Genomic DNA, 12,559 nt, shown 5'->3' with positions numbered 1-12,559 from the left:
CCCATATGGGTGGGCATGCGGCGGCGGGCAAAGGCCCAACCCCAAAGGGCGGGGGGCACCAGCAGGGCCAAAGCGGCCAGGCCAAAGACCTGGAACAGCGCATCGGCGATCACCGCGCCGGGAAAGCCCAGCCAATTGGCCGGCACCTTGGCGGTAGCATAGGAAAAGCTCGGATCATCTACCGACCAGGAGGCCAAAGCCGAGAGGCAGATTGCCACCAGCCCGAGCAGCACCAGACCGGCCAGCCGCACCGGAATGCGAATCGCCAGGGCTGGCGGCGGCACGGGCATGGACCTGGCGCTGGCGCTGGCACCCCGCGAGCCGCGCTGCGGCACGGAGCGGATTTCATCAAGCACGGGCGAGGGAGAACTGGGCATGGGCGAACTCAATACTGCCCGGAAAAGACCGGGCCCACATTGGCTGCATGCTACCGAGATCGGGTTAACCCAAGGCTAACCATGGTGGGACGGGCACCCTCTTCACCTCTCCCTTCGGGGAAGAGATCGGAACGAAGCAACGGGTGCGGGGGCCTTTTCCGGGCACCAGATTTTCCGAAAGGCCCCCTCACCCGACCCTGACGGGTCGACCTCTCCGTCGAGGGAGAGGTGAAGGGGAAGCCCCAGCACCCCAAAAAGAAAAAGCCCGCCACGAAGGGCGGGCCAGGTTGGCCGCGGCGGTCGCGAGGGAGGAGCGAGACCGCGGCAATGGCGTTGATCGTGGAGTGCGGCCCGTGCAGTTTGCGAGTGGGAAGCCTCTGTGGCGGGCCAAGAGGGACACGAGCCGCACGCCACGATCAACTTCGAGCCGTTCCGCCAGGATCAATCGCTCCCGTGGAGCGATTGAAGGCGAGAAGGCCATGAGAGCTATGCTCGAATGGCGAGAGCCGGGCGGCGCGGACGCCGCCCGGAATATTCAGACTTAGTTGTAGGCGCGTTCGCCGTGGCTCGAGAGATCGAGACCATCGCTCTCGGCCGATTCGGGGACGCGGGCGCCGCCGAAGATGGCCTTGACGATGAACATGGCAACCAGGGCAACCACGCCGGACCACACGACGGCGATGCCGACTGCAGTGAGCTGGATCATGAACTGGCCACCGATCGAGTAGGCGGCAGCGTCACCCAGCGGGTAACCACCCAGGCCCGGCGCAGCGACCACGGCAGTGCCCAGGGCACCGACAATGCCACCCACGCCGTGGATGCCGAACACGTCGAGGCTGTCGTCATACTTGAGCATGGGCTTGAGGTTGACCACGGCCCAGAGGCAGACGATGCCGGCGATGGCGCCGAGCACGATGGCGCCGCCGATGCCGGCAAAGCCGGCAGCCGGAGTGATCGCCACGAGGCCGGCAACAGCACCGGAAACGGCACCCAGGGTCGAGGAGTGACCGCGGGTGACCTTTTCACCGATGGCCCAGGCCAGTGCCGCGGCGGCCGGGGCCAGCACGGTGTTGATCAGGGCAACGGCAGTCAGGGCATTGGCTTCGAGATTGGAGCCGGCGTTGAAGCCGAACCAGCCGAACCACAGCAGGCCCGCACCGACATAGGTCCAGACCAGGTTATGCGGAGCGATCGGCTCCTTCAGGTAGCCCAGGCGCGGGCCCAGCACGATGGCGGCGACGAGAGCGGCCACACCGGAGTTGATGTGAACCACGGTACCGCCAGCGAAGTCATAGGCACCCATGCCGAACAGCAGGCCCGGGCCGGCCCAGACCATGTGGGCGATCGGCAGGTAGGAGAAGGTGAACCAGATGGCCAGGAATGCCAGCAGCGCGCCGAACTTCATGCGCTCGGCGATACCGCCGACGATGAGGGTCGAGGTGATGCAGGCAAAGGTCATCTGGAAGACGACGAAGACCATTTCGGGCAGTTCGAAGCCGGCCGAGAAGGTCGCCGCGGTGGATTCAAGCGTGACGCCCGAGAGGAAGAATTTGGAGAAGTCGCCGATGAAGGCCGACAGGCCACCTTCGGTTGGGCCGGCGAAAGCCAGCGAGTAGCCATAGGCCACCCACAGGATGGCGATCATCGAGAAACCAAGGAATACCTGGGTCAGAACCGAAAGGATGTTCTTGGCGCGGACAAGGCCACCGTAGAACAAGGCAAGGCCCGGAACGGTCATCACGATGACGACCATGGTGCAGACCATCATCCAGGCTACGTCGCCCTTGTCGACAATGGCGGCGGCTTCTTCAACGACAGGCGCGGCAGCGTCCTGGGCAAATGCCGGCAGGGCCAGCAGCAGGGAGGCGAGTGCGGCGCTCCCCAAAATCTTGGAGGTCTTCATCTGTTGTTTCTCCCGATGACGCTTAGAGGGCAGCCGCGCCGGTTTCACCGGTGCGGATACGGGTGACGGCGAGCAGATCGAGCACGAAGATCTTGCCATCACCGATACGGCCGGTCTGGGCGCTATCGCGGATGGCTGCGGACACCGCGTCGGCGAGAGCGTCGTCGACGGCGATCTCGACCTTGAGCTTGGGCAGGAAATGCACGGCATATTCTGTGCCGCGGTAGATTTCGGAATGCCCCTTCTGGCGGCCGTAGCCCTTCACCTCGGTCACGGTCATGCCGTGAACATCGAGCGAGTTGAGAGCCTGGCGAACCTCTTCGAGGCGTGATGGCTTGATAATTGCGATCACCAGTTTCATGTGAGCCCCTTTGCGACTTGTCGCTTGGTCTGGAATGGCTCAATAGACTCAAGAGCCGTGCCAAGTTGGCCTCGAGTAGAAATTGCCCACAAATTCAACGAGTTAACGAATGAGTAAGGCACACGCCTGAAAGTGAGGCGCAGAAATGCACAATTATTGTGCAAAACTTGGCCGATTTGGGCAAAATTAAGGCACGCGACCGCGGCGATCGGCGCGCTTGCGCCGCGCTCCAGCAGGGACACAATGGCGGCAAGGAGAGCGGGCATGAGCGACAAGATCGACAGCGATAGCTATGACGTGCTGATCGTCGGTGGCGGACCGGTGGGTCTGACGCTGGCGCTTGCTCTGGTGCAATCGGCGCGCGGCATCAGGATCGGCCTCGTCGACCGCAGGCCGCTGTCAGTGCCGCGCGATGCCCGTGCTTCGGCGATTGCGGCGGGGGTGCGACGGGTGTTCGAGGCGCTGGGCGTCTGGGAGCAGATGGCAGACGCCGCCCAGCCGATCAGCGCCATGCGGATCACCGATTCGGGAGAAGGCGATATTTCCCGGCCACTGTTCCTGGCGTTTGACGGCGATGTGGCGCCCGGCGAGGCCTTTGCCCATATGGTGCCCAACAGCGTCAGCGGACAGGTGCTGCTCGACGCCGTGGCCCAGCGGATCAGCGTGATCGCGCCAGCGACGATTACCGGCTTTGCCGCCGAGGCCAATGGCGCCCGGCTGGTCCTGGCCGACGGTCGCGTGCTCTCGGCGCCGCTGGTGGTGGCGGCCGATGGCGGGCAATCGGCGCTGCGCGACATGGCCGGCATTGGCGTTACCGGGCACGATTACGGGCAGACCGGGCTGGTCACCACCATTGCCCATGCCCTGCCCCATGGCGGGGTGGCCTATGAACATTTCCGCCCGGCCGGCCCCTTTGCCAGCCTGCCGCTGCCCGGCAATCGCTCGTCGCTGGTATGGACCGAGCGTAGCGAGGACGCGCCGCGCTTGCTGGCCATGGACGACACGACGCTCGCCGCCGAAATCGAGGCGGTGATGGGCTCGACGCTGGGCGCGGTGACGGTGGAGGAAAAGCTCGTGGGCTTTCCGCTGCGCCTGCAGATCGCACGCGATTTCGTCGGGACGCGGCTGGCGCTGGTCGGCGACGCGGCCCATGTCATCCACCCGATTGCGGGGCAAGGGCTCAATCTTGGCCTCAAGGATGTCGCGGCCCTCGCCGAGGTGGTGATCGAAGCCATCCGCCTCGGGCTCGACCATGGCGGGTCCGAGGTGCTGGAGCGTTACCAGGCCTGGCGCCGGCTCGACACGGCCGCAATGGCCGCCATGACCGACGGGCTCAATCACCTCTTTTCCAACGACATTGCCCCGGTCCGCGCGCTGCGCGACTTCGGGCTGGGACTGGTGGACCGCGCCGGCCCGGTCAAATCGGCCCTGATCCGCACGGCCTCCGGCATTTCCGGCGGCGGCCCCAGGCTGCTCAGCGGCTTGCCGATCTAGCCATGGTCTGGTTCGACTCCACCGCCATCCTGCGTGCGGAGTATGAGCCCGAAACGGCGACGCTGCAGCTCTGGTTCAGGGAATCGGGCGGCCCCTATGACTATCGCAACGTCCCAGCGGACATTTTCGATGGCCTTTGTGACGCATCGTCAAAAGGCCGCTACTACAACGAGCATATCCGCGACCGTTACGAGGTTATCCCGCCGGCTCCGCCACGATAGCGTCACCAAGCGTGCGGGCCGGAGCGCAGACCCTTGCACCTGTGGGAGCAGCCCGACCACAAGCGCCACCTTATAAGGTCGTTTGACATTCCTGCGGGTGGCCGATCTTGGACTCTAGCCCAGGCCGGCCCCGACATTCTTGATCTCGTCAGGCTCGACATTGCGGGCCTCGTCGAGGCTCAGCAGCGGCACGCCCTTGATGATGGGAAAGGCCAGCCGGGCCGCCACCGAGATCAGCTCGGTGTGGTCGGCCGACAGAGTGAGGCGCGTCTTGGTCAGCGGACAGACCAGCATTTCGAGCGTCTTGACGTCGAAGACATGGCGCGGGCTGGTGTCTGGCGTGTCGGTCATGGTCAGTTCAACGGCGAGGGACTGCCGGCCCCGCCGCGCGCGATTTCGTATTCGGTCATGGCGATCAGCGTTTCGGCGCGCTGTTCCAGGGTCTGGGCTTCCAGCAAGACCTGCTTTTCGGCCGGACCATAGGGACCGACCATGCAGCAGAAATTGACCAGGTCGGCCGTGCCGGTGCGCTCGATCTCGTCCCAGTTGAGCTCGATGCTGGCGAACTCGGCATAGTCGCGCATCATCCTGACGAAACGCTCGCGATCCACCGCCTCCTCGCCGAAGTCGCGGGTGAAATCGGTGGCGAAGTCCTCGGCCGCGATAACGCCCTGGCGATAGGGCGTCATCACCGTCAGTTCATGGGCGAGGCGGAAGCGGGTCACCCCTTCGAGGATGATGAAATAGCGCCCTTCCCCACTTTCCTCGAAATGGCTGATCCGCCCCAGGCAGCCGATCGACTGCAGCGGACTGCGCCCCTTGGGGCTTTCCTCTGATGTATCCTCGGGCTGGATCAGCCCGATCAGCCGGTCGCCGCGCAAAGCCGCGTCGACCATCTCGATATAGCGCGGCTCGAAGACATTGAGCGGCCGGTGCGAGAAGGGCAGCAGCAAGGCCCCCGACAGCGGGAAGATCGGGACGGATTTGGGCAGGTCGGCCGGGGATGCGGGACGCTTGAGCATGGCGCGTTCCTTTTATCTGGTCGCGTCCTACGAGAACAGGGCGGCCGACAGCAGGCGGCGGCCCTTGGCGGTGGCCGGGTCCTTGGGGCCCCAGGCATCGAAGAATTCGAGCAGCTTCTTGCGCGCGCCATCCTCGTTCCAGGTGCGGTCGCGCTTGAAGAGGGCGACCAGCGCCTCGGCCGCCTCGACCCGCTGGCCCTCGGCATTGAGCGCCAAAGCCAGGTCGTAACGCGCCTGATGATCGTCCGGATTGGCGTCGACGGCGGCCTGCAAGGCCGCCGTTTCGCTGAGATTGGCCGCTTCGGCCAGCAGGCGGATGGAATTGACCAGCGTATTATAAGCCTCGCCCTTGCGCTCGGCCTCCGGCACCATGTCCAGCGTGGTCTGGGCCTGTTCGGTTTCCCCGGCCGCCATATAGACGCGCGCGAGGCCGATCAGCGCGACGGCATGCTCGGGCTGGTGCTGCAGCACCATGCCGAAGATCTGCGCGGCCTGGCCGAGATCGCCGGCCGTGAGCGCTGCCTCGGCACCGGTAATGGCCTGGGCGATCTGGGATTCGAGCGAGTCCGCGGCCGGCTGCGGCGCGGGGGCGCCGGCAATGACCTTGTCGGCAAAGCGGCGCACTTCGCCCTCGGGCATGGCGCCCATGAAGCCATCGACCGGGCGGCCGCCGGAAAAGGCAAAGACGGCAGGAATGGACTGGATACCGAGCTGGCCGGCGATCTGGGGGTTTTCGTCGATATTAATCTTGATCAGCCGGATGGCGCCGGCCTTCTCGTTGACCACTTTTTCCAGCGCCGGGGTCAGTTGCCGGCAGGGGCCGCACCAGGGCGCCCAGAAATCGACAAGGATAGGCTGGTCGAGCGAGGCGTCGATCACATCGGCCTTGAAGGCAGAATCGGTCGAATCCTTGATCAGCGCTCCGGCGGGTGGGGTGGTCTGGGTGGGTGCGGCAACGCCGTTGAACAGAGTGGACATGACGGAAACAGGGCCCTTGAAACGAGGCAGACTGGGATATTTGCGGACCTTATTGCGCCCGCAAACGGCGATGTGACAAGCCCCTCAACCCACAAGGCGACGACAAGATGACGGTCGCGCCAAAATGTGGGTTGCAATGGGCGCTTCGATTGGGCATATAGGCGCGCGTCGCCGGACTGCCAAGGCAGGATGGAGACAACGGAGCGCGGGTGTAGCTCAGGGGTAGAGCATAACCTTGCCAAGGTTAGGGTCGTGGGTTCGAATCCCATCGCCCGCTCCAAATTCCTAAGGTTGGCAAACCTTAGGGAACAAAGGGTCCTTCGGGGCCCTTTTTGTTTTTCCGGCATTGCGAATGTGCGTGGTCGTTGGAGCCCGCGGTAGCGGGCAATTGCCTGAAGACGGTTATGGGGTTGTTTTCAGGCACGCCGCTTTCGGGCGCTTGACCGGCCAAAGCTGCGGTTTCCACCGCTGTACCATTGACGGGTTTCGCCCCCTCTGCGGTCCTAAGGCCCGCTTCGGCTTTGCCCGTAAGCGGACGTCACGCAGCCGCCGCGCGATGCGGTCTGGCATGGACAACAGAACAAATGTCCCGCTAGCTTGAGCTCCCAGAAAACCGCGGTTGACCATCCGACTGTGGTCCAAATCAATAGACAGCGATGTCGGAAGGTGGCGCGCAGGTGATCAGCGTAGATACAAAGCCGGTTGGAGGACGAAGGGGGTTGATAACGTGTTCGTTGGGTCCATCGGGAAAGCTGAGCACCGTGTTTCTGGAGTGTGATACCGCTGGCGCCAAGTTCCTAATCGAGACGTTGCAGGAGCTTATCGAACAGGGCGGCGGCCCCCATGCTCATATCGATCTGGTTCAAGACAGTCGCTTCGCCATTCGCGCCGACGAACTGATAATAGACTATAATGAGGGCGACTGGTCCGACGAGTTGGGAAGCGAGCCCTCCAGCACACCTTAGCCAGTTGGTAGATCTCGACGGGATGGTCATCGCTACCGGCGGCTGACGACCCCATCGCAGAAATAGGGGTAACGTTTCGCCTTCGCCGAAAGCAGACGTGGCGCGTTCTCCTTTGATTATGTCGTTTGGGGCGTATTAATTTCGAGATAACGAGCAAACAGGGCTGCACCCAGGGCGACAATCGCTGAGGCCAGCATCACCATTAGCAGGCCAGACCGAGCATTCTCTTCCGTCAAAACGGCACCTGCGATCGCTGCCATAATGGAAGCGCCTGCGACGGTGATCGCGCCGGCGAGACCGGCGGCGCTTCCCGTCTGCGTTGCGCGAACCGAAATTGCCGCAGCATTGGCGCTAGGCTGCGTAAGTCCGTTCGATACCCCGACGAAAAGGCATGGCCCGAACAATGCCACCACATGATCGACGCCGGCAAAGTACAGGACGATGCCGAACAAGAGCCCCCCGCAAGCCACAATCCTTCCTGCAATCAGCAGGGTGGCCTCCGGGAGATTGCCGGCGAGCCGCCCGGCCAGAAAACTGCCGAGCACGAAGCCGCCTGTGATCGAGCCCATGTAGAGACCCAGAACTGCTGGCGATAGATCGAAGGCTGAAGCGGCCAGCGGGGCGCCAGCCAGGAAGGCATAGAAGGCGCCGACCGAGAAGGCCATGCACAGGCAATAGGCCAGGAAGCGTTCGGAGCCGAGCAGTTCGGGATAGGCTTTGTACTGCTCCAGCATCGTCATGGATCGCGAAGTGTTCGTTTCGCGCAGGTCGGTCCAACACAATGCTAGGGCCGCGATTCCAAAAAGCGCCAGAACGTAGAAGCTGGCCCTCCAGCCAAATACCTGATCAAGCAGCCCGCCTGCCGTGGGGCCGAGCATGGGTGCAATAGCCCACGCCATGGCCAGATAGCCGAACCGACCTGCGGTCTGTTCTCGATTGGTCGTGTCACGGATCACCGCGAGCGACACCGCGTAGGTTGGCGCGATCACAGCCTGCACCATCCGGCAGGCCAGGAAGGTCCAGGCATCCGGCGCTACGGCGCACCCGACTGTCGCAGCGATAAATATCGCCAGCGCCCCGAGGATTACGGGCCGGCGACCAAAACGGTCCGAGAGCGGGCCCAGAACTAGCTGAAGGCATGCTGACACAATTGCATAGGCCGCCAGCGAAAGCCCGATTAGTCCATAATCTACGCCAAATTCGGCGGCCATTTGGGGGAGAGATGGAAGGAAGAAGTTGATCGGCAGGATAGCAAGTGCCGACAGAAAGACCAACGTGGACAGGCGAGGAGAAGCTGATGAACCTGGCATGATCAAAGCCAATTGCTTGTGTGGGAAACGAGGCAATAAAAAAGCCCCTGTGAGGGGCTGATTTCTCCGCGCATGGGTGCTTTCGCCTGGCAGCTATGCTGCCGTGCCCATGCGCGCGCCTACTACGACCATGCCGTTTTCGATCATCATGCGCCAATTGTTACGGCGCGGAGGAATGTCCGTCAACTCGACGTCTGTGCGGCAACAATCAGATTATCGCCGCCATAAGCCGCCAGTCCGCAAGCCACCCCTTGTTTGCCATCGGTGATGCTTCAGGCTGACGTTAAGCGACGCGATTGAACCGCGGATCCTGGGACCGCCTAACCCCTTCCCCCTACGCCGCCACCGCCACCTTCAGCCGCCCGACCAATGAATTGGTGCTCGTGCCGATGATCTCGACCTGATGGATGGCGCCGATGAGATCGGGCGAGCCTTCCAGATGCACGGCCTGCAGATAGGGAGAGCGGCCGCCGACCTGGCCTGGCATGCGGCCGGGCCGTTCGATCAGCACCGGCAATGTCTTGCCGACGCAGGAGGCGTGGAAGGAAGTGGTCTGCGCATTGACCAGGTCCTGCAGCCGCCACAGGCGCTCGTTCTTGACCTCTTCGGCAATCTGGTCGGTGAGGTTAGCGCCAGGCGTGCCCGGGCGGGTGGAGTATTTGAAGGAATAGGCCGAGGCATAGCCGACCTCGGCGATAAGTTTCAGCGTATCCTCGAAGTCCTGGTCGGTCTCGCCGGGGAAGCCGACGATGAAATCGCCCGACAAGGCCATGTCCGGCCGCGCCGTCTTGATGCGTTCGATGACGGCCAGGTATTCGGCCGCCGTGTGGCGCCGGTTCATGGCCTTCAAGATGCTGTCCGAGCCGGACTGCACCGGCAGGTGCAGGTAGGGCATCAATATATCGAGGTCGCGATGCGCGGCGATCAATGCGTCATCCATGTCGCGCGGATGGCTGGTGGTATAGCGCAGGCGTTCCAGCCCTTTTATGTCGGCCAGGAGATAGGCCAGTTCGCCTAATCCCACAGCGCGGCCGGCGCTGTCGCTGCCATGATAGGCGTTGACGTTCTGTCCCAGCAGCGTGATTTCCTTGACCCCAGCCTCGACGAGGCCCCGCGCCTCGGCGATGACCTGGGCAACGGGGCGCGAGACTTCGGCGCCGCGGGTATAGGGCACGACGCAGAAGCTGCAGAACTTGTCGCAACCTTCCTGCACGGTGAGGAAGGCAGTCAGGCCCCGCTTGATGGTGACTTCTTTCCTTGCCGCCGGCAGGTGCTCGAACTTGTCTTCCTCGGGGAAGTCGGTGTCGATCACGGCCTGTTTCAGGCTCGGATGCATATGCCGCTGCGCCTCGGCGCGGGTGATCATGTCGGGCAGCCGGTGATAGGCCTGCGGCCCGAATACCATGTCGACCACCGGGGCCCGGCGGGCGATTTCCTCGCCCTCGGCCTGCGCGACGCAGCCGGCAACGCCGATCATCATGTCGCCGCCCAGCGCCCGGCGCTCGGTCTGCAATTCCTTCAGGCGCCCCAGCTCGGAAAACACCTTTTCGGATGCCTTTTCGCGGATATGGCAGGTGTTGAGCAGCACCAGGTCGGCCTGGGCCATGTCGAGCACCGGCTCATAGCCGTGCGGCGCCAGCGCATCGCTCATGCGGTCGCTGTCATAGACGTTCATCTGGCACCCATAGGTCTTGATGAACAGCTTCTTGGTATTGGCGCGCGTCTCGGTCATGGCCGCTCTTTACCAGAGGACGGCGCGAGGATCAAAGCCGGTGCAACCTAGCCCGCCCCCGAGGGGTTCTATCCCTCACACAAGGGAGATCACCATGACCCATGCCCCGACCCGCAAAACCGACAACGCCGCCGCCATGAAGGGCGGCAAGAAGCCCGGTCCCAAGGATTCACCCGTACAGGTGCGCAATGCCGGCAAGGAGGCCCTGGCCGACAAGCCGAAGAACTGGGACAAGCAGGACGAAGCCGTCGACGAGAGTTTTCCCGCCAGCGACTCCAGTGCCAAATACTGACGCCGTGGCATTTGTGCCAGCATCGGCAGCCATTCGATAGGCAGGGACTTCTGCCGCTATCGACAGGGCGCGCCCTGACGCTATGGTCGGGGTGCGGCCTGACGGCGTGATGTAACTCGGCCGCTGAGAGTGCGGCATGGCAGGGGCAGCCCCGGAGAGCTTAGACACGTCCGCGCCGGCACGCCATGAGCGTCGCCGATGGCCCCGCTCGCAGCCGGTCTTCTTCTATCTCGTAGCCCTGGTGCTGGTGATCCTGATTCCGGCTCTGGTGCTGTCGCTGACCCTGCTCAGTCGCAACAATCGCGCTCAGGAAGACGTGGTGCGCGGCCTCACCAATGCCACGGTGCAGGCCATTGGCCATTCGGTCGAGCGCGAAATTGCCGGCATGGTGACCACCTTGCGGGTGCTTTCGACCAGCCAGGAATTGACCGAAAATCAGTACGCGGAATTTCACGACCGGGCCCGCGTGGCTCTGGCCGGCACGGGCGCCTATCTGATTGCGCTGGACGGTGTTCTCGACCAATTGCTCAATACGCGCCTGCCCTATGGCGAGCCTTTGGGCCCGGTGTCGAATCCAGGCTCGGCCACTGAGACACTTGAGCGCGGCTTGGCCACGGTCTCGGGACTGTTTTTCGACCAGACGGCGCAGCGATGGGTCTTCAACGTGTTGCTGCCGGTGCCTGACAACCGGCAGGCCATGCTGCTCGTCCTGACGCAGAATGCCGCCAATCTTGCGCGGGCGCTGCAATCGCGCCAGCTGCCGGCCGGCTGGCACGCCGCGCTGATCGATGGCGCCAATATGGTCATCGCCGCCACACCCGATACCGGCATGGCAGCCGGCACGGTGTTGCCGATGCGCCAAACGCTGGACCAGTCGCCCGACGCCTGGCAGCGCGAGCGCCTCGATGGCGAGATGGTGGTCACCTCCGAATGGCGTTCTGGCCTGTCGGGTTGGCGGGTCATCGCCTGGGCTTCGGTCGATACCGTCGAGCGGCCGCTGGGGGAAACCCTGTTCTGGCTGGCGGCCTGGAGCGTCATCATTGCCGGCCTGGCGGGCCTGTTGGCGCTGCTCATTGCCCAGCGGGTCGGCTGGTCGGTGCGCGGCTTGCGGCGGGATGCGCAACGGCTGGGCCGGGGCGAAGCGGTCAAGGCCAAGGCCTATCCCGTCGCCGAAATCGCCGAGGTCTCGCGCGCTCTGGCCGAAGCCTCGGCCCAGCGCCAGTCGGCCGAAAGCGAGGTTCGGTTCCTGATGCGCGAGCTGGCGCATCGCTCCAAGAACCAGATGACGGTGATCGCCGCCATGGCCAAGCAGACGGCGCGCGGTGCCGAGGATGTCGAAGGCTATGTGCAGGCCTTCGAACGGCGCATTCTGGGCCTGGCGCGTTCCACCGACCTGCTGCTGGCCCATGGCCGGGCAGGCGTGCTGCTGGGCGAGATCATGGAAAGCCAGATCGCCGCGTTCAGCCCGCCCGACCCGGCGCGCGTCAGCCTTGCCGGGCCCACGATACGGCTCAATGCCCAGGCGGCCCAGATCATGGGCATGGCCGCCCATGAACTGTCGACCAATGCCGTCAAATACGGCGCCTTTGCCGGCGACAGCGGCACTCTGTCGGTGCTTTGGCGCATTGTCGATGACCGGCTCGACTTCGTCTGGCGCGAAACCGTGCCACAACGCCTGCCGGCCACCGAACGCTCGGGTTTTGGCACCACGGTGCTCAAATCCATGGTGGGCCGGGCACTGGGGGCCGAGGTCGAGCGGGTCTGCCATGACGACGGCATCGAGTGGCGCTTCTCCATTCCCCTCCAGGCGATCGATCCGGCCTATGCCCCGGCGCCTGCCGAAGAGGGGCCGGAAGAATAAATTCTGGCATTGCCGCGCTCTTTGCACTATAGGGACGCCAGTC

12 protein-coding genes and 1 tRNA gene are annotated in these 12,559 nt (G+C 63.9%); 5 read left to right on the top strand and 8 right to left on the bottom strand.

The features are described 5' to 3' along the window. The 3 genes from V6M52_RS11010 to V6M52_RS11000 form a co-directional block, all read right to left on the bottom strand. Positions 1 to 377: DNA translocase FtsK 4TM domain-containing protein (locus V6M52_RS11010; protein ID WP_332701048.1), on the bottom strand; the 377-nt coding region annotated here is incomplete at its 3' end. 541 nt (positions 378 to 918) lie between these two features. Next, positions 919 to 2,280 (bottom strand): ammonium transporter, encoded by a 1,362-nt coding sequence (locus V6M52_RS11005; protein ID WP_332691976.1) that lies wholly within the window; start codon positions 2,278 to 2,280, stop codon positions 919 to 921. Positions 2,281 to 2,302: 22 nt separating this feature from the next. Beyond that, positions 2,303 to 2,641 (bottom strand): P-II family nitrogen regulator, encoded by a 339-nt coding sequence (locus V6M52_RS11000; protein ID WP_332691979.1) that lies wholly within the window; start codon positions 2,639 to 2,641, stop codon positions 2,303 to 2,305. A gap of 264 nt (positions 2,642 to 2,905) precedes the next feature. On the opposite strand from V6M52_RS11000, the gene V6M52_RS10995 reads away from it, so the two are divergent. Both V6M52_RS10995 and V6M52_RS10990 read left to right on the top strand, forming a co-directional pair. Beyond that, a complete protein-coding gene (locus V6M52_RS10995; protein ID WP_332701047.1) occupies positions 2,906 to 4,135 on the top strand; it encodes an FAD-dependent monooxygenase in 1,230 nt (409 codons plus the stop codon). Between the two features lie 2 nt (positions 4,136 to 4,137). Further along, positions 4,138 to 4,356 carry a KTSC domain-containing protein gene (locus tag V6M52_RS10990; RefSeq protein WP_332701046.1) on the top strand — a complete coding sequence of 73 codons (219 nt, stop codon included), beginning with the start codon at positions 4,138 to 4,140 and terminating at the stop codon, positions 4,354 to 4,356. 114 nt (positions 4,357 to 4,470) lie between these two features. On the opposite strand, the gene V6M52_RS10985 is transcribed toward V6M52_RS10990, so the two are convergent. From V6M52_RS10985 to V6M52_RS10975, 3 genes are read right to left on the bottom strand one after another with little or no spacing between them, the layout of a single operon-like run. Further along, the gene (locus tag V6M52_RS10985; RefSeq protein WP_332691987.1) at positions 4,471 to 4,707 is read right to left on the bottom strand and encodes a Trm112 family protein; all 237 of its coding nucleotides are present in this window, start codon (positions 4,705 to 4,707) and stop codon (positions 4,471 to 4,473) included. 2 nt (positions 4,708 to 4,709) lie between these two features. Beyond that, positions 4,710 to 5,378 (bottom strand): LON peptidase substrate-binding domain-containing protein, encoded by a 669-nt coding sequence (locus tag V6M52_RS10980; protein WP_332691990.1) that lies wholly within the window; start codon positions 5,376 to 5,378, stop codon positions 4,710 to 4,712. A gap of 27 nt (positions 5,379 to 5,405) precedes the next feature. Next, positions 5,406 to 6,356 (bottom strand): co-chaperone YbbN, encoded by a 951-nt coding sequence (locus V6M52_RS10975; protein ID WP_332701045.1) that lies wholly within the window; start codon positions 6,354 to 6,356, stop codon positions 5,406 to 5,408. A 205-nt stretch (positions 6,357 to 6,561) separates the two neighbouring features. Here V6M52_RS10975 and V6M52_RS10970 point away from each other — a divergent pair. Next, a tRNA-Gly gene (locus V6M52_RS10970) sits at positions 6,562 to 6,636 on the top strand. Positions 6,637 to 7,437: 801 nt separating this feature from the next. Here V6M52_RS10970 and V6M52_RS10965 read toward each other — a convergent pair. Continuing rightward, on the bottom strand, positions 7,438 to 8,631 hold the full coding sequence (locus V6M52_RS10965; RefSeq protein ID WP_332701050.1) for a multidrug effflux MFS transporter: 1,194 nt from the start codon (positions 8,629 to 8,631) through the stop codon (positions 7,438 to 7,440). Between the two features lie 334 nt (positions 8,632 to 8,965). Beyond that, positions 8,966 to 10,363, bottom strand: a complete 1,398-nt coding sequence (gene miaB, locus V6M52_RS10960) for a tRNA (N6-isopentenyl adenosine(37)-C2)-methylthiotransferase MiaB (protein WP_332701044.1) — start codon at positions 10,361 to 10,363, stop codon at positions 8,966 to 8,968. 94 nt (positions 10,364 to 10,457) lie between these two features. On the opposite strand from miaB, the gene V6M52_RS10955 reads away from it, so the two are divergent. Further along, a complete protein-coding gene (locus V6M52_RS10955) occupies positions 10,458 to 10,655 on the top strand; it encodes a hypothetical protein (RefSeq protein WP_332689847.1) in 198 nt (65 codons plus the stop codon). Between the two features lie 136 nt (positions 10,656 to 10,791). Beyond that, the gene (locus V6M52_RS10950; protein ID WP_332701043.1) at positions 10,792 to 12,516 is read left to right on the top strand and encodes a sensor histidine kinase; all 1,725 of its coding nucleotides are present in this window, start codon (positions 10,792 to 10,794) and stop codon (positions 12,514 to 12,516) included. The last annotated feature ends 43 nt before the right edge of the window (positions 12,517 to 12,559 follow it).

This window comes from Devosia sp. (assembly GCF_036676215.1).
In the GTDB taxonomy this organism is placed as follows: Bacteria; Pseudomonadota; Alphaproteobacteria; order Rhizobiales; family Devosiaceae; genus Devosia.
The sequence above is the reverse complement of the archived record's forward strand: the minus strand, read 5'-3'. Positions and strand labels throughout refer to the sequence as shown.